Source organism: Shewanella sp. FJAT-51649 (genome assembly GCF_019457435.1).
In the GTDB taxonomy this organism is placed as follows: Bacteria; Pseudomonadota; Gammaproteobacteria; order Enterobacterales; family Shewanellaceae; genus Shewanella; species Shewanella mangrovisoli.
On the sequence record NZ_CP080411.1, the window covers coordinates 2,704,365 to 2,722,941 of the forward strand.

General features: G+C 46.7%; 9 protein-coding genes and 1 tRNA gene. 1 reads left to right on the top strand and 9 read right to left on the bottom strand.

Annotated elements, in window-relative coordinates:
• Window positions 1–266 precede the first annotated feature (266 nt).
• The 3 genes from K0H59_RS12050 to K0H59_RS12060 all read right to left on the bottom strand — a co-directional run bounded on the left by K0H59_RS12050 (window position 267) and on the right by K0H59_RS12060 (window position 3,443).
• A tRNA-Ser gene (locus tag K0H59_RS12050) sits at window positions 267–354 on the bottom strand.
• A 203-nt stretch (window positions 355–557) separates the two neighbouring features.
• On the bottom strand, window positions 558–2,552 hold the full coding sequence (locus tag K0H59_RS12055) for a methyl-accepting chemotaxis protein (protein WP_220053267.1): 1,995 nt from the start codon (window positions 2,550–2,552) through the stop codon (window positions 558–560).
• 258 nt (window positions 2,553–2,810) lie between these two features.
• On the bottom strand, window positions 2,811–3,443 hold the full coding sequence (locus K0H59_RS12060) for a YchE family NAAT transporter (protein WP_011622460.1): 633 nt from the start codon (window positions 3,441–3,443) through the stop codon (window positions 2,811–2,813).
• Window positions 3,444–3,760: 317 nt separating this feature from the next.
• Here K0H59_RS12060 and adhE point away from each other — a divergent pair, with 317 nt between their 5' ends.
• On the top strand, window positions 3,761–6,361 hold the full coding sequence (adhE, locus tag K0H59_RS12065) for a bifunctional acetaldehyde-CoA/alcohol dehydrogenase (RefSeq protein WP_220053268.1): 2,601 nt from the start codon (window positions 3,761–3,763) through the stop codon (window positions 6,359–6,361).
• Between the two features lie 507 nt (window positions 6,362–6,868).
• Here adhE and K0H59_RS12070 read toward each other — a convergent pair.
• The 6 genes from K0H59_RS12070 to K0H59_RS12095 all read right to left on the bottom strand — a co-directional run bounded on the left by K0H59_RS12070 (window position 6,869) and on the right by K0H59_RS12095 (window position 18,571).
• Window positions 6,869–7,402 (bottom strand): cell division protein ZapC, encoded by a 534-nt coding sequence (locus K0H59_RS12070; RefSeq protein WP_011716798.1) that lies wholly within the window; start codon window positions 7,400–7,402, stop codon window positions 6,869–6,871.
• 199 nt (window positions 7,403–7,601) lie between these two features.
• On the bottom strand, window positions 7,602–8,621 hold the full coding sequence (gene pyrD / locus K0H59_RS12075) for a quinone-dependent dihydroorotate dehydrogenase (RefSeq protein WP_011622457.1): 1,020 nt from the start codon (window positions 8,619–8,621) through the stop codon (window positions 7,602–7,604).
• Window positions 8,622–8,683: 62 nt separating this feature from the next.
• Window positions 8,684–13,528, bottom strand: coding sequence for an NAD-glutamate dehydrogenase (locus K0H59_RS12080; RefSeq protein ID WP_088211623.1), 4,845 nt, complete (start codon window positions 13,526–13,528; stop codon window positions 8,684–8,686).
• Between the two features lie 265 nt (window positions 13,529–13,793).
• Complete coding sequence (locus K0H59_RS12085; protein ID WP_220053269.1) at window positions 13,794–16,109, bottom strand: RND family transporter; 2,316 nt, start codon at window positions 16,107–16,109, stop codon at window positions 13,794–13,796.
• Window positions 16,110–16,140: 31 nt separating this feature from the next.
• Entirely contained in the window at window positions 16,141–17,151 is a 1,011-nt protein-coding gene (locus K0H59_RS12090; RefSeq protein WP_220053270.1) for a YCF48-related protein, read from the bottom strand.
• Window positions 17,152–17,206: 55 nt separating this feature from the next.
• Window positions 17,207–18,571 (bottom strand): DUF1329 domain-containing protein, encoded by a 1,365-nt coding sequence (locus K0H59_RS12095; protein WP_011622453.1) that lies wholly within the window; start codon window positions 18,569–18,571, stop codon window positions 17,207–17,209.
• Between the last annotated feature and the right edge of the window lie 6 nt (window positions 18,572–18,577).

Sequence of the window (18,577 nt, forward strand, 5' to 3'; positions counted from 1 at the left end):
GGGAAAATGCTACTGTCTACAGCAGATTTAACAAGATGAGGAGCGATTTAAGGCCGCTTCATCCTTCTAGGTGACAAACTTCATCTCAATAAGCGAGTTAACTCACTTAGAGAGATGTCCAAAAGTATTGAATCAGATTACTTCTCGCATTACTAAAATTTCGGATACAGTAGGATGTTATTAAACAATATAGGATGGTATGTTATTGATTTTTACAAAATACAGATAAGAAAAAAGACGTCCTAGGACGTCTTTAAACTTGAATGTGGCGGTGAGAGAGGGAGTCGAACCCTCGATACGTTTCCGTATACACACTTTCCAGGCGTGCTCCTTCGGCCACTCGGACATCTCACCAGATTGTTGTGATTAGTTTCACGTGTTAATCATCCACGATGTTACAACTTTATAAGCTTTACTCGTAAGCTTTCGTCGTTAACGGAGCGGTACTGTACGCAAAAGCCTGTGGGTGGTCAAGTAAAAAAGAGAGGATTTCAGGCGGTTGCGCAATTGCTAAACAAACCGCCTGATAAAGTGGGATTTATGTCCGGCTTTCACCATTAATTGACGTGGAACTTGTTCACTTCCTTAGACATTAAGGCCGCATCGTAGGTCAGTGCTTTGGTCAATTCCCGTAATTCATCCGAAATCCTCTGGGTATTGAGGTAAATTTCACTGATTTTTAATGCGTTGCGATTCACATCCTCAGACACGGCGGACTGCTCATGGGTTGCAGTGGCAATTTGCTCATTCATGCGGTCGATAATATCCACTTGCTCGACGATGCGTTTAAGCTCAATCCCCGCCTGCTCAGCTTCGTGCACACTGTTATTGGCCTGCATCAGCCCGCGCTCCATCGCTTTAACGGCGATGCTGGCACCCGATTTGAGTCTATCCGTCATGTTCTTAATATCCGAGGTCGAGGTTTGTGAGCGCTGCGCGAGGCTTCGCACCTCATCGGCCACTACAGCAAAGCCTCGTCCCATCTCACCAGCCCTTGCTGCTTCAATTGCCGCATTGAGAGCCAGTAGATTGGTTTGTTCGGCGATGCCGCTGATCACATCGAGCACCACCACAATACCGTGGATTTCACGGTCGAGTTCATTAATGGCTTTAGAGGCGCCATCAATATCATCGGCTAAAGCCTTAATGGCGGCACTGGTGCGGCCCACTTCGATATTACCCGCTTTCGCCTCATGGTTTGCCGCGGTGGAGGCTTCCGACGCATTAACGGCGTTACTGGCGATTTCTGCCACGGTTGCGCTCATCTCTGTCATTGCCGAGGCCACTTGCTCAGCCTCACAGTGCCCTGCCATCACATCTTGCTCCATTCCGTGGGTGCACACATCCATTTGCTCTACCGCTTGCTGTAACTTGCTCGCGCTAGCACGCACTTGCAGGATCACACTCTCGAAATCATTCATCATATCGTTGAATGCAATGGCTAATTCCCCAAATTCATCCGAGCTATTTTGGGTTAAACGCACACTAAGATCATAATGTTTTCTTGCCTTGGTCACCGTCGAATAGACATGATGCACACTGTCGTGTAGATAACGGATCACCGACAAACTCAGCAATAACACTAAGACTAACACCACAGTTAAGGTCACCAGCACGAAGAACATATGCTCGTTGGCTGTAAAGAGTCGGTCTGTGGTGGTTTTTAACAGATCGGCTGAAACTTGTTGCTCAAAATCCCGCAAACGGTCAATACGCGCAGTGGATTTTGCAAACCAATCCTCAGGGTTTTGTTGCTGAATTTTCTGATTATCTTGGTCGATTGCTATTTGTCTTAATGCCTCAACCTCTTTAACTTCATTACCATTTTGCAGCTGGCGAATACCATCCACTAAATTGGGCGTGGCCAGCGCCAAGAAGCGCTCAAGATACGTATTTTGCTCAGAGACTAAGGTAATAAACTTGGCATAAACCTTAGGCTTAAACCCCGCTTGGCCGAAGGTCGAACTCAGTACAGCACGCTCAATCCCCGCCCTCTCCTTCATTTGTAGATAGGCACTGAATGCTGCAGCCTTAATGGCAATTTCTTGGTTAGCCCCCGCTTTTGCCGTTTCATCGACGATGGCTAATAGCTGTTTGTTTAAGTCGGTGTAATAGGCCACTTCATCGGCCACACTAATGGATAGGCTATCGACCTGAGAACGTATGCTAGAAAGGCGGCCAAGTTGGGTGTTTATCTCCCGTAACTTAGGCGCAAATACTTCAGGTAACGCATTGTTTGAAATGAAATCCTGGAATTGCCTCAACTGAGTGTCGGTCAACTGCCTTTGACCGGGGATTTTGCCTGCAAAGGCTTTACCCGCAGAACCAATAAAGCCCGCGCTCATGCCGCGCTCTTTTTGTAATTCATGCACCAAGTTACTGTTGGTGACGGCGAGTTCACTCAATTGCACAATCAGCTTGAGCTCTTGACGATATTCATATTTTTCAATGAGAAACAACGCACCATACAGAAAACACGCAAATAACGGTGGCAATACAACCATAAGTAATTTTTGCTTTAAGCTGAGGTTGCCAATCCATTGCCATTTCATAGCGATATCCTTATTAGATGGGGTTAAAGGTAAGACAAATAAGGTATAGCATAGGATTAACACGATAACGACCATTTTGCACTAATTTAGCAACTGCTAAATACCTAAAAAACAGATGCTTGCATTCGTTAGCGTGGTAGAAGACCTGCTCTAGCCGGAGAATAATGCTTGAGGAAAACCAAAAGAACTAGGTTGATAATTGTACTAATGCCACACCTAAAACAAGGGAGGAACATGCTCCTCCCCTGATAAGATCAATTAGCTAAATAATTGTGGGAACAGCCCTTTAATCCCTGCGGCAATCACTTCAATCCCGATCGATAGCATTAATAGCCCCATCAAACGGGTAATAACGTTAATCCCTGTTTTACCAAGAATTTTGTAGATGATTGACGCCATTCTGAACAAGGCGAAACTCACCAAACCAAAAATGATCACTGTGATAAACATCGCCACAAAATTGGAGAAGGAATTATGCTCTGCGGCAAACACGATGACCGAGCTAATCGCACCAGGGCCTGCCATTAACGGCAAGGCTAACGGCACTACAGCAACAGACTCCATGGCCGAAGATTCGCGATCTTCCTCTTGGTTGCGTTTCACCTCGCCCAATTTACCCTGCAGCATCGACATCGCAATAATCGCGATCAAGGTGCCGCCAGCGATCCTAAAGGCCGAAAGTGAAATGCTAAACATATTCAAAATATGTTGCCCCGCCACTATGGTCACCAGCAGGATCACCACCACCGCAAAGTTAGCCACTTTACCCGTATGGTTGCGCTCGGCTTCAGTTTGATGGCTGGTTAGGCTCACAAACACTGGCAGTAAACCAATGGGGTTGATAATGGCAACGAGGCCAAGAAAAAATTTAACGTAAAGTGTTAACTCCAAGTTGCAGTCCTTATTGAGCGTATCACGCCAATTTCATCAAACTAACCGTAAGGGCAAGTATAGTAGCTTAACCACAGATGACTGAAAAATGAGATTTTTGAGGTTAAATCACAAGTTTGAGTAATAGCTGCTTTAGATACTCGACTCATTTTAGGTCAAAGAGGCTAAAACAGATCATTGTTACTGTATTTTTATTACATAAAAGCGCCAAACTGATTGAACGATCACACTTTCACTTAGGCTTTAGGTGTAATTTTTCACCATAAAGAAGATTTAGCGAATCGCGCATTCCCTAAATCTTTTTAGGAGTCTTAATCATGACAGTAACTAATGCACAAGAACTGGATCTCATGGTCGAGCGCGTCGCCAAAGCGCAAGCCGAATATGCCAGTTTTAGCCAAGCCCAGGTCGATGCGATTTTCCGTGCCGCCGCACTGGCCGCCGCCGATGCACGTATATCGCTTGCGAAAATGGCCGCCGCCGAAACCCGAATGGGGGTGATTGAAGACAAAGTGATTAAAAACCACTTTGCCTCCGAGTACATTTATAACAAGTACAAAGATGAAAAGACCTGCGGGATTTTATCTGAGGACCCCACCTTCGGCACTATCACAATCGCCGAACCTGTGGGCATTATCTGTGGGATTGTTCCCACCACAAATCCCACCTCCACCGCCATCTTCAAAGCGTTGATCAGCCTTAAAACCCGCAATGCGATTATTTTCTCCCCTCACCCAAGGGCAAAAGTCTCGACCACCACAGCGGCCAAACTGGTGCTAGATGCCGCCATTGCCGCCGGTGCGCCCAAGGACATTATCGGTTGGATTGATGAGCCAAGTGTGGCACTTTCCAATCAATTGATGACCCACCCTAAAGTGAACCTTATCCTCGCCACAGGTGGCCCTGGTATGGTGAAAGCCGCCTACTCCTCCGGCAAACCCGCCATTGGTGTCGGTGCGGGTAACACGCCGATTGTGATTGATGAAACCGCCGATATAAAACGCGCGGTCAGCTCGATTCTGATGTCTAAAACCTTCGATAACGGCGTTGTCTGTGCCTCGGAGCAAGCGGTGATTGTCGTCGATAGTATCTACGAACAAGTTAAAGAGCGCTTTGCCACCCACGGTGGTTATCTATTAAATGCGGCGCAAACCGCTGCAATGCAACAAGTCATCCTTAAAAATGGCGGTTTAAATGCCGATATCGTCGGCCAAAGCGCCGCAACCATTGCGCAAATGGCGGGCATTGATGTTCCCCACACCACCAAGGTATTGATTGGTGAAGTCACCGACATCACTGAGGCAGAGGCCTTTGCCCACGAAAAACTCTCACCATTACTTGGCATGTACCGCGCCGCCGATTTCAATGACGCCGTCGATAAAGCCGAAGCCTTAGTTGCCTTAGGCGGCATTGGCCACACATCCGGCTTATATACCGACCAAGACACCCAAACCGAGCGGGTGAAAACCTTTGGTTTTAGAATGAAAACCGCGCGAATTCTTATAAACACTCCTGCATCACAAGGCGGAATTGGCGATCTGTACAACTTTAAACTCGCTCCTTCGCTCACCTTAGGTTGTGGCTCTTGGGGCGGAAACTCGATTTCTGAAAACGTCGGCCCAAGCCATTTAATCAATAAGAAAACCGTCGCTAAGAGGGCTGAAAATATGCTGTGGCACAAGCTTCCTTCGTCTATCTACTTCCGCCGCGGCAGTTTACCCATCGCCCTTGAAGAATTGAGCGATAAAAAACGTGCCCTCGTGGTGACCGACAGATTCCTGTTTAACCAAGGTTATTGCGACGAAACCTTAAAGATTTTAAAAGCCCAGGGCCTTGAAACCGAAGTCTTTTACGAGGTAGAAGCCGATCCCACTCTAGCCACCGTGCGCCAAGGTGCTAAAGTCGCCAATAGCTTTAAACCCGATGTGATTATTGCCTTAGGCGGTGGCTCGCCCATGGATGCGGCCAAGATTATTTGGGTGATGTACGAGCATCCCGATGTCGACTTTGCCGATTTAGCCCTGCGTTTTATGGATATCCGTAAACGTATCTATAAGTTCCCTAAAATGGGCGTCAAAGCCACTATGGTGGCGATCCCCACCACATCCGGCACAGGCTCAGAGGTCACACCTTTTGCCGTAGTAACCGATGAACAAACAGGTAAAAAATACCCCATCGCCGACTATCAACTCACCCCAAACATGGCGATTGTTGACCCGAATCTGGTGATGGATATGCCGAAATCCTTAACCGCTTTCGGCGGAATTGATGCGATCACCCACGCACTCGAAGCCTATGTCAGCGTAATGGCGAATGAGTACAGCGATGGTCAAGCCCTGCAAGCACTTGACCTACTGTGCAAATATTTACCCGATGCTTATCAGCTTGGCGCCGCATCCCCTATTGCCCGTGAAAAGGTGCACAATGGCGCCACCATTGCAGGTATTGCCTTTGCCAACGCCTTCCTTGGGATCTGTCACTCTATGGCCCATAAACTGGGCGCCGAGTTCCACTTAGCCCATGGACTGGCCAATGCGCTACTCATTAGTAACGTGATCCGCTTTAATGCGACCGACTTACCCACTAAGCAAGCCGCATTCAGCCAATACGACAGACCCAAAGCCCTCTGTCGCTACGCGGCCATTGCCGATCATTTAGCCTTAGGTGGAAACTCAGATGCGGAAAAAGTCGAGAAATTGCTGGAAAAAATCGAGCAACTCAAGAAGACGCTGGGCATTCCAGCATCTATCCAAGAAGCGGGAGTTAACGAAGCCGACTTCCTCGCCAAACTAGACGAGCTCGCCGAGGATGCCTTCGATGATCAATGTACTGGCGCCAATCCTCGTTATCCTTTAATCAGTGAGCTAAAACAGCTACTGCTCGACAGCTACTATGGCCGCTCCTTCACCGAGCAATAGCACATTAAAATAGTGCATTAAATAGTAACTGAAATTGACAGGGCTTTGTTTCCTTAGCGATATAGGCAAACAAAGCCCATTATTCACTAAAGTATCGACAAAGAAATTTGAAGATATATTCAACTGGTCGACTTATCTTAAGGTTTACCAATCGAATGAATCACCTGTTCCTAAACTTATTGTCTATCCTCAACCCAATAGTTTATTAACACATTTCTAAGATAAATGGAAAGTAATCCGAGAGCGCTCTTATCTATGTTTACCCACATATCTTGAGTTCAAAATGTCGGGACGACAAGTATTACTAAAGCCTACGATTTGGATTAACGAGGAAGTATAACGCTGTCGATATTCTAAATTGACCTTTCAGTAAATCATGTCTATTTATAGGGTAAATGAATAGTGTCAGATAAGCGGAAAACCGTGCGGAAATAATGAAAAATACCATGCTATGTTGGCAATAGCTCGAAATAAATAATGACGACCAAGACTTGGCTAGACCGTCATTTATGCCGCGACAACATGGCGCTGTACCCTTAGTGGGTGTAAGCGATTGTGCATTACCTTAATGGTTTCAAATTGCGTCATAGTTTTCGCGCCGGATAACACACATTCTGGCGATAATAACATCACTAACGCGGATTGTAGGGTATTTTCGATGACTAAGACTAATGCCCGTTGTTTTTGGCATTTAAGCTCAAAGACTTTGCCTACATCGCTAAATACGCACACATCACTGCAATCAAAAAACCATGATTTTGGCATTTGCGGTGTCAGCATAAAATGCGCGGCTGTCGCATTTAGGGCTATTTGCACTATCGCAGCATCGGTAAGGGATAAGGTTTTTGGCAACTTGTCGAGCAAGCTCATATAGAATTTGGCGTGCGCAATATTAAATTCCATGCTTGATAAGGCATCAGGAATTAATGATTTTGCTTTATAAGCCGTCAGAAACTCTATCTCGGCACCTAACGAAACGCCTAATACACCATACGAATCGTTATATTTCCAGTGCCAATCCTTTTGTGGCAATAATAACATAACGTTTACCTACTATTTGAACACTCGCACATCATAGTAGATATTTTATTCAATATCAAAATAAAAATAATAAAATACAGATTAGTTAACAATTACTTAGTGGATCTGTTTTAAGATCTTAACTGCGATCTAATGATCGTTTTAGATCGCAGTTATTATTAAAGATCTTATTTTAGATCCTATCTTGATCTAAAGATCATTATTTTAAGCGATAAGCTTCTACAATTTCTTTAATTAACTTTGGACCCTGGTAAATAAAACCTGAGTAAATCTGCACCATAGTCGCGCCGGCATCAAATTTAGCTAACGCATCTTCGGCACTGTTAATACCGCCCACACCAATGATCGGGATCTGGCCATTTAAACAAGTGGCTAATTGTTTGATCACTTTAGTTGAAAGCTCAGTCAATGGCTTACCACTTAACCCACCACTTTCATTGGCATTCGCAAGGCCGCTTACACCGTCACGGGTTAACGTTGTGTTTGTCGCAATCGCGCCATCAAACTTGTTTTTAATCAAGGATTGCGCAATATTTTCGATTTCTTCCGTGGTTAAATCGGGCGCAATTTTAAGGGCAATTGGCACATATTTTTTATGTTTCTCGGCCAACTCAAGTTGCTTGGTTTTTAATGCGCTTAATAATTCATCTAATAGATCGCCATATTGCAGCGATCGTAATCCGGGGGTATTCGGTGATGAAATATTCACCGCAATATAGGCTGCATAGGGATAAACTTTATCCATGCAGATCAAATAATCGTCTTTTCCCTGCTCTACTGGAGTGTCTTTATTTTTACCAATATTGACCCCAACCATGATATCGGTTTTCTTTGCGATCAAATTTTTGACCAGATTATCGACACCTTTGTTATTAAAGCCCATGCGATTGATGATCGCCTTTGCGGGTTTTAATCTAAATAAACGGGGTAAATCATTACCGGGTTGTGGTCTTGGGGTCACTGTACCCACTTCTACATGACCAAATCCCATCGCATGAAAGGCATCGATCGATTCGCCATCTTTATCCATACCCGCGGCAAGACCGACAGGGTTTGGAAAAGTCAGTCCCATAAAGCTGACGGGCGCTGGCGCAATATTCTGGGCATAAAACGCATTCAATGGGCTGTTGCCTGTCATTTTCAGGCTGCCTATGGCTAGATTATGCGCTCGCTCAGGATCCATCTGAAACATGACTTTCTGTGCGATTTTATAAAACATGTATTTTCCTCGACCTAAAAAAAGCCCCGGCGATCGCCAGGGCTTCTGATTGTTATAAAAGTTTACTTATGGCCTTCGCAATGAAGGATCAGAAGGTTCAGTTCACGCAGGGCGACAGAGAACTTAGCAAACTCATGGCTTTGCGACGTTTTGAAGTCAGCGAGCATATGGAACCATCTTTCCAGTAGGGCTTGATTGGTATCAATCCACTGAGAAATAACGCTCTGGGCGTCACAGGTTGCACTGCATGTTCTTAAGACCACTGACGTCAACGCACGTTGTTGCCAATCCAACTCTTCCCTAAAGGCGGCACGAGCCAGTGCTTGCCAATGGTTTGCCACGGGTTGTGCACTGATCTGCTCTAGGAACCAGTGCAACTCAACGCGGGCACCGAGTTTGAAATATGTCTCGGCAACGAGCTCAACAGTTTTCTCTTCGGCTTGGGCAATTTGTGCAATATCCAGCGCCGAGAACAGTGTGCTCATGTTAGCCACGACGGTCGCCACTTCCTGAGGCACATTCTCTTTGATAAGAGCGTTGATCTCAGCTTGGATACCCGCCGCTTCTTCTTCTACCAAGTAGGAATGAACATTCGCTTTGATTTGTTCAAATACGGGTTTGAAGAAGGCTACAGTTTGCTCGATGCTCCAAGTACGGTTGCGGTGACGCAGGAACCAGCGGCATGCACGGCGCATGTTGCGACGTAATTGATGCAGCATTTCGCCCTGAACCACAGCAGGAACAATACCGTTTAAGTCAGTGATCGCTTTAGTTAATTCAGCTAAACCAAACACTTCGCGAGCCATAGTGTAACAAATTGCCGCGTCTGCAACTGAGGCACCAGTCTCATCTTGCATACGTTGAACAAAGTTCAGACCCATGTCGTTGACCAATTCGTTGGCCAGTGACGTGGCAATGATTTCACCGCGCAGTGGGTGCGTTACCATTCTGTGGCTGTACAGTTCCTGAAGTTGTTTCGGGAAGTAAGCAATCAACAGTTGGCTCAACAGTGTGTCTTCGGTGATTTCTTGAGTCAGTAACTGCTCTTTCAGTACCATCTTAGCGTACGCCACCAGTACCGATAGCTCAGGACGCGTTAAGGCGCGGCCATTGGCTAAACGTTCTGCCAGCTCTTCTTCCGATGGTAAGAATTCTAAGGCGCGGTCTAACTTGCCTTCTTTTTCCAGATACTGGATAAAGCGAATTTGCTCTTTTAACTGCTCAGCACCGCGGACTTGGGTGACCGAAATCGTACGGGTTTGATCTTTACAATCCTGCAGTACAATTTGGCCGACTTCTTCAGTCATCTCTTCCAGTAAACGGTTACGTTGCTTGAGTGTCAGTTCACCCTCCGCCACTAACGCGTTTAACAGAATTTTGATGTTAACTTCGTTGTCAGAACAGTCCACACCACCCACGTTATCCACGAAGTCAGTGTTGATACGACCGCCGTTAGCCGCGTATTCGATACGACCTAACTGAGTACAACCTAAGTTACCACCCTCGCCCACGATCTTGGCGCGCAGCTCGCGGCCATTGACACGCAGTGCATCGTTAGCGCGGTCGCCTACTTCTGCATGGGTCTCGCGTGATGACTTAACATAAGTACCGATACCACCGTTCCAAATCAGATCCACTGGCATTTTCAGCAGTTCTTTCATCAGCTCAGTCGGGGTCATCGAGGTCTTTTCCGTTTCCAGCATTTGCTTCATTTCAGCAGACAATGGAATGGACTTAGACGAACGCAGGAAGATACCGCCGCCTTTAGAAATCAGCTTGCTGTTGTAGTCTTCCCAGGTTGAACGTGGCAGCGCGAATAAACGGGCACGTTCTTCATAGCTGGCAGCGGTGTCTGGATTCGGGTCGACAAAGATATGCATGTGGTTGAACGCAGCCACAAGTTTTGTGTGCTTAGACAACAACATACCGTTACCGAATACGTCACCCGCCATGTCACCAATACCTAAACAGGTAAAGTCTGTGGTTTGACAATCGATACCCACTTCGCGGAAGTGACGCTTAACCGATTCCCAACCACCTCTGGCCGTGATACCCATTTTCTTATGGTCGTAACCGTTACTACCGCCCGACGCGAACGCATCGCCTAACCAGAAGTTGTATTCCTGCGAAATGGCGTTAGCGATATCCGAGAAGGTTGCAGTACCTTTGTCTGCCGCGACCACTAAATATGGGTCATCTTCATCGTGACGGACCACATCTACCGGGTGAACGATTTCGCCGTTAACGATGTTATCTGTGATATCGAGCAGCGCACGGATAAAGATGCGGTAACATTCTTGACCTTCGGTGAAGAAGGCTTCGCGGCCACCTTCAGTAGGCAGTTGTTTACAAACGAAACCACCTTTCGCGCCCACAGGTACGATTACAGTGTTCTTCACTTGTTGTGCTTTTACTAAGCCAAGCACTTCGGTACGGAAGTCTTCACGACGGTCAGACCAACGCAGACCACCACGAGCCACTTTACCGTAGCGTAAATGCACACCTTCAACCCGTGGCGAATAAACGAAAATTTCGAATTTCGGCAGCGGACGCGGCATTTCTGGAATTAACGAAGGCATGAACTTAAACGAGATATAACTCTTAGATTCGCCTTTGGCATCCAATTGGTAGAAGTTAGTACGCAGCGTTGCATTAATCAGATCGAGGTAACGACGGATAATACGGTCATCATCTAGGCTCGATACTTCGTCTAAACGTAGGTTGATCTGCTCCATAAACTTGCCCAGAGTACGGGTCTTCAGTTTTGGATTGAACTTACGGATAAACATTTTCACCAACAAATCAGCGATTTGTGGGTAACGGCCGAAGGTTTCTTCGATGTAAGCTTGGCTGAATGTTGCATCGATTTGACGCATGTACTTAGCGTAAGCACGCAGTACTGACACTTCACGACCAGTTAAACCTGACGCCAGAATGATGCGGTTAAAACCGTCATCTTCTAATTTCTTTTGCCACACTTGAGAGAGTGCAGTTTGGAATCTGTCTTGGCTGTCGGCGATATTGTCAGTATTAGTGACTTTAACCGTCATTAAGAAGTCTAAGATCCAGAAGGTAGAACCGTCTGAAGTCGTCACTTCATAGGGACGCTCGTTGATCACGCGCAGACCAAAGTTTTCCAGCATCGGCAGTACGTCAGAAAGATGGATTGGCTCATCTTTATGGAACAGTTTTAAACGCACTTTGTTGTCGTTCAACGCCGCTTCCTGCGGTTGATAGAACAACATGCCTAACTTGTGTTCGTCATCCAGCGCTTCAAGTTGTTGCATATCCACAACGGCAGAGCTTGGTAATACGTCTTCTTTATAGCTTTGTTCGAAGGCGTTAGCGTAACGCTTCATCAGATGAGTACCGGCTTCTTCACCTAAGGCAGTGTTTAGCGCGGTGTTTAACTTATCTTCCCACGAGCGTGCCGCTTCAATTAAATTGTTTTCAATGGCAGCCACATCTACATCCATATTATTGTTATCAACTTTGACTATGTAGTGAGTACGGGCCAGGGTTGACTCGGAGAAATACGTCGTAAACTCTACATCTTCTTTGCTGTTGAAATGCTGAGCCAGAATACGTTGGGTATCTTGGCGAAGTTTAGTGTTGTAACGATCTTTTGAAACGTACACTAAACAGGATAAGAAACGACCGAAACCATCTTTGCGAACAAAGAGTTTCAGTTTGTCCCTGTCTTGCATCTCGAGCACACCGTGCGCCGTGTGTGCTAAATCATCCACATTGGCTTGGATTAGCTCATCGCGCGGCAGGTTTTCGAGAATGTTCAACAGGGCTTTATAGTCGTGAGAACGTGGGGTTAAACCTGAACGGTCTAATACGCGCTGGACTTTTTCGTTCAGCAGAGGGATCTCACGTGGGCTGCGGTTATACACATTTGAAGCGTACAAACCGATGAATCTATCTTCACCGACCACATTGCCTTTCTTGTCAAAGCGTTTGATACCGATATAGTCCACATAGGCAGGACGGTGCACGCGGCTCTTGGCGCTGCTCTTGGTCAGGATCAGTAAACTGTGGTCTAAGGCTTCTTTACGGGCACTGTCAGAGAAGCTTGATAATAACAAACCTTGCTCTGGCTGAGTCTTATGGTGCTTATTCATTAAGCCTAAACTAGAGGCCATATTTGGCACTAGTTCGACGTCGCCTTCAACGCGTTTTAAATCGTATTGACGGTAACCCAGTAAGGTAAAGTGATGATTATTAAGATAAGTTAAGAAGTTAATTGCTTCTTCTAACTCTTGCTTCTCACCGGGGAATGGACGCTTAGGTAACTCTTTAATGGTCTCACTCAACTTAGCTGACATCGCGCTCCAGTCGTTGACTGATGCAGCCACATCACCCAGCACAGATTGGATTTCGCGCTCAAGGGCTTTGATATCCACACTGCTGCTTTGACGGTCGATTTCAATCAGGAAAACGGCAACGTGTTCAGTGCTGTCAGGGCTTTGATTCAGGTAAGTGACTTTGGTTACGTCCTGGGCTGAACGCTCAATCGCCAGCGGAGTGTGTAACATCATATGAGCCGTAATACCCATACGATTCAATGCCATACCAACTGAATCTACCAGGAATGGCATGTCAGGTTGGATAACTTCAATGATCGAATGAGTTGATTGCCAGCCGTGCTTTGACTGACTTGGATTGAATACTCTGAGGTGAGTCTCCCCTTTCGGGGTTTTGTTTAGTGCATTCCATAAACTGAGAACCGCACCATACAGGTCGCTGTCGTTACGCGCATTGAGGTCGTCTTTCGACATGTGGGCATAAAGGCAGGTCGCGAACTGTTCAACTTGCTTGGCTTGTGAATTAGGGACTTTAGCGTGAATTAAACTGACTACATTTTCAAGTAGTACTGAAGGCATTGCATCTTTCAAGGCCATGTTGCTGTTTCCTTAAGCGTCTATGGCAGCGCTTTTTTTCATTATTTGGATGCTTCGGCTTAACGATCTCAGAAAATTAGTGTGATCCAGATCGTCGCGCGAAGTTTATTACTAAATCCTCTGTATTTCGAGGAAAATTTTAGTGGTACATCCTCTGTAATTCCAGCCAGAGCGTAAAGATGTGATAACAGGTGAGCAAAAAATCAAAAAAACAGCGTTTATATTCAAAGACAATGGGGAGTCAAAAACTCCCCATTGTTTGTATCTACTTAGCTTGCCGCCAGAATACCGCTGCCAGTGCTGGCAGGATAATTATGGCACCCAACATATTTACCACAAACATGAAGGTGAGCAGGATCCCCATGTCCATTTGGAACTTAAGCGCCGAGAAAAACCAAGTACTCACCCCAATCGCTAATGTCAGGCCAGTGAAGATCACCGCACTGCCCCGCTCGACTAACGCTTCATAGTAGGCTTGCTGTACTGGCATCCCATTCGACAACTTAGATGACATGGTCGACAGGATATAAATACCGTAGTCAACACCGATACCCACCCCCAGCGCAATTACGGGTAAGGTACTGACTGCTAAGCCAATATTAAGTTGAGTCATCAGTGCCTGCGCCAGTGTGGAGACCACATAGAGCGGAATAATCACCGCGACTGTCGCTTTTAATGACTTAAAGCTGATAAGGCAAAGCACAAATACCGCGCCATACACATAAATCATCATAGGTAATTGGGCTTCCGCCACCGCTTCGTTAGTCGCCGCCATCACCCCAACAGGACCAGACGCCAGCTTAAATTGCAGCTTGTCATTGTCCATTTTGGCCGCGACCGCTTTCACCTTAGCGACAACCGTTTCAATAGTTTCTGCCTTATGATCCTGCATAAATAGATACACAGACATCACAGAGCAATCACCATTTAACAAGCCCGATGTCGTTGGGATCTGGCCAATTGCTTGCACTAAACTGGCAGTGGTGCGCGGTAAGACTTCCCATCTTGGGTTGCCTTCGTTAAAGCCCGCATTCACTTTTTTCGCCACCGAAGCCAAGCTCACTGTCGATTCAACACCAGGGGTATTACGCACTAACCATTCAAACTCATCAATTTGCGTCAACATATCGTGGTAAGTACAGGCCTCTGGACTCGCTTCTACAATCACTGTCATCACATCTGTGGTGATAGAAAAGTGGTCTGTAATAAAGAAGGTATCCAAGTTGTAGCGTGAATCTTGGTGTAAAGCTGGCGCTCCGCCCTGCAGATCGCCAATTTTCATCTGATTAGCCTGTTGCAAACCCGCAAAATACAAGGCAATGGTTGCCACAATTACCACTACCGCGTATTTCGGCGTAGCAAATTTGGCAAGGTAGCGCCAAATGGCCTCAGCTCGCACTTCATCCGAGGTCGGCGCGCCCTGTGGTGCAACCTTAAGTTCAGTGAAAGAAATCACTAAAGGCAGAAGGATAAGGTTAGTGAAAATAATCACACCCACCCCGAGTGATGCCGAAATGGCCAGCTCACGGATGATACCGATATCAATGGATAACAGTGTGATAAAACCAACCGTATCAGAAAGTAGTGCTACCCCACCAGGCACCAATAAGCTACGAAACGCAGAAGCCGAAGCCGCCTTAGTGGTTTGTCCGTCCATCACCCGGCGTCTGACCGCGTTGATCATCTGCACCCCGTGACTCACCCCAATAGCAAAGACGAGGAATGGCACCAAAATTGACATGGGATCTAAGCCAAAACCGATGACCGTCAGTAAACCCAGCTGCCAGATCACCGCCGTTAAGCTACAAACTAATGGCAATAGGGTCAGGATAAGTGACTTTGAAAACAGATAAACCATTACCGCCGTGATCAAAATGGCAATCACGAAGAACAGCAATACGCCTTTGGCGCCATCGGCCACATCACCCGCCATCTTAGCAAAACCGATAATGTGGATTTTCACCTTATCGGTTTCATACTTGCCGCGAAGTTCCTTTTCCAGCTGAGCGGCAAAAGCGATGGTATCTAAGGGCTTACCCGTTTGCGGATCAAAGTCCATCAACTGAGCCGACACCATGGCGGCACTATAGTCGTTGGCGATCAACCGCCCCACAATGCCTGCTTTTTCAATGTTATCGCGCACCGTATTCAAACCCGCTTCGGTGGTCGTAAAATCGGCGGGGATCACAGGGCCACCCGCGAAACCATCTTCCACGACTTCGGTAAAACGGGTCGAAGGTGAAAATAAGGATTTCACCTGCGAGCGGTCAACACCGGGAATAAAAAACAGCTGATCGTGAACGTTTTTAAGGGTGTCGAAAAAGTTAGGGTTAAAAATATTGCCGCTGGTGTCTTCCACCGCCACCATAATGCTATTCGCGCCCCCAAAATCTTTTTGGTGTTTGAGGTAGGTTTGCATATAGCTATGATTAAGCGGAATATTTTTAATGAATGCCGCATCCATTTTTAATTGGCTAGCTTGGTATCCCAAAAAAACCGTCAGCAAAATAAAAATGCTCACCACCCAAGCACGGTTGCGGAATAAAAATGACTCAAATCCGTTGACCAGTTTTTCTAACATCTTATCGGCCCTGTTATTGTTGTTTTATCATTTATGGCTTTAGAGTGAGTAGCCCTTGGCTACCCGATAACCACACATTCCCTTGGTTATCTTTGGCAATCGAAACTAAGTTTTCCCCCTGGCGGCGCGTGACAATACTCGCACTATCATCCTGATTTAGCTGAATAACAACGCCAGCATTCCCCACTAGGTACAGGCTAGTGTCTGAGCTCACCAAAGCGCCATTAATGGATGACTGCACGGGCATTTCAATCTCATCCCATTGGCCAAGGCTCAAATCCGCCTTAAATACGTGTCCCCTCAGTCCCATCACATAGACCGCATCCTGCAATTGAATGGCATTGAACATAGAGCCGTCGTAATCAAACCCAGTACGGGTAAAGGTTTGGCCCTTATCGGCCGATACCGCCACAAGCCCAAGCTCTCCGACCAGTAACAAACGACCATCATTAAGCATTATCATCCGGTTAAAATGCGGCAGTAACGAGGCGCGCTCGGTCAGATAAGCGGCTTGGTCGCTATTCTTTAACTCAGCCAAATAGGACACGTCTTCTTCGGCCAGCAACTCTTCGTGGAATTCTTCTGCCCATGTTTTGCCGCCATCATGGGTTCGATAAAACAGTCCGTACGCCCCTATCGCCATGCCGTCCTGCTCATTGAGAAACAGCACATCGAGGAAAGGCTTTTCAATTTCGCTCGACTGCATTTGTAACGACCATGTCTGGCCGCCATCTTGGGTGTGTAAAATAGTGGCATCGTGCCCGACTGCCCAACCGAGTTTTTCATTTAAAAAGAACACTTTTGTCAGCTGCGCCGAGGTCGGTGTCGGCACCTGTTGCCAAGTATCATTGAGCACAAGCACATGGCCACGCTCACCAACGGCGACTAAACGCTGTCCCGCATGGGCAATATCTAACACTAAAGAAGATGCCGCTAAGGGCTGAATTTGCGGGAAAGTCTCAGACACCGCAGAAAATGAAGGGGAAGAAAATAAACAACCAACACTGATTGCAGCGGCGCATTGAAGGATGCGAAACGACATACAAACTTCCTTAAACTAATGAGGGGCGCTTAGCGCCCCTTTATACCGTGGCAGATTAACGGATACCTTCGCGACGCAGCGCGTCTGGGGTGAAGTTTGCTTCACTCAACTTGGCATCGAAGTTATACATCCCACTCTGGTTGTCTAAGCCCATGGCCAAATAACGACGGGACTGTAGGTCGTGGAACACTTCTAAGGTATCCCACTGGGTTGGGACTTCGTAGTAGTTCAAGCCGTGGGCAACCGCCACACGGTAGAGTTCATCACGGTTGTCATACAGATCGGCAATCGAGACTTGCCATGAGTCTTCGTCAAGATACATCACACGGGTTTTGTAGATGTGGCGCATACCGTCTTTTAAGGTCGCCTTCACTTCCCATACGCGGTGTTTTTCCCAACGAACAAATTCAGGATTGATATGACCGGGTTTTAAAATCTGGTCATATTTCAGCTTGTCTGAGTGCAATTTGTAGTCGTTGTAAGGAATATAGATTTCCTTCTTGCCCACAAGCTCCCAGTTATAGCGCACGGGTGAGCCGTTAAACATGTCGAAATCGTCTGTGGTGCGCAGACCATCGGATACGGTACCCGGTGTATCGAAGGCAACGTTGGGTGCTTTACGAACGCGGCGCTGACCTGTGTTATAGGTCCATGCTTGGCGCGGCAGCGCCTCTTGGTCCATGGTTTCTTTCACTAACAGTGCCGTACCTGCTAAGCGAGCTGGCTGAGTCACCACTTGTTTAAAGTAGAACAGCGTGTTGCTGGCCTTTAACTGATCAAGGGTGATTTCAGGGCGAGAATATTCAAAACGAATTTCTTCAGCGGTTTCCACTAAGGTGTAACTACCATCGGCCGTCGGTGCCGCTTGGCTACGTGAAGTTTCCACATCCACACCACGGAAGCGCAGAATATGGTTCCAAATCGCTTCTAAGCCATTGGCAGGGATAGGGAATGGAATACCAATCGATGCACCCGCAATACCATTACCCTGTGCAACCAGTTCTGCGCGAGTGGCGTTGGCTTTGGTCGCATCATAGACAAATTGTGGCACTGACGCGCTGCGGCGCGTTTTGTACACATTCATCTTGTAAGTATCTGGGTAAAGCTCAAACAGTTTCATTTGACCCGGGGTCAAAAAATCCTTGTATTGGGCTTTGTTGGCATTGGTAATAGTGAATTCAATTTTATCCTCAGGGAAAGGATCGGGGTGATGCATACCCTTAGTGTATCCAGCAACAGGCTTAGTAATACCGCCATCCCAAGCGGGAATAGAGCCATCGGCATTGCCGGCTTTTTCTGCGCCTAATGGCGTTAATTCGTTACCCAATTTAGCGGCGTCGGCTTCAGAAACCTTTGCCATCGCTACAGGTGCTACAAGGGCCATCATCACGGCGCTTGCCAATATCGACAGTTTCTTCATTGTTAT

Excerpts from the sequence above, each read along its gene's own strand:
- K0H59_RS12095 (WP_011622453.1), bottom strand. The coding sequence starts at position 18,571 with ATGAAGAAACTGTCGATATTGGCAAGCGCCGTGATGATGGCCCTTGTA.
- K0H59_RS12055 (WP_220053267.1), bottom strand. The coding sequence starts at position 2,552 with ATGAAATGGCAATGGATTGGCAACCTCAGCTTAAAGCAAAAATTACTT.
- K0H59_RS12085 (WP_220053269.1), bottom strand. The coding sequence starts at position 16,109 with ATGTTAGAAAAACTGGTCAACGGATTTGAGTCATTTTTATTCCGCAAC.
- K0H59_RS12090 (WP_220053270.1), bottom strand. The coding sequence starts at position 17,151 with ATGTCGTTTCGCATCCTTCAATGCGCCGCTGCAATCAGTGTTGGTTGT.
- K0H59_RS12080 (WP_088211623.1), bottom strand. The coding sequence starts at position 13,528 with ATGGCCTTGAAAGATGCAATGCCTTCAGTACTACTTGAAAATGTAGTC.
- K0H59_RS12070 (WP_011716798.1), bottom strand. The coding sequence starts at position 7,402 with ATGTTATTATTGCCACAAAAGGATTGGCACTGGAAATATAACGATTCG.
- pyrD (WP_011622457.1), bottom strand. The coding sequence starts at position 8,621 with ATGTTTTATAAAATCGCACAGAAAGTCATGTTTCAGATGGATCCTGAG.
- adhE (WP_220053268.1), top strand. The coding sequence starts at position 3,761 with ATGACAGTAACTAATGCACAAGAACTGGATCTCATGGTCGAGCGCGTC.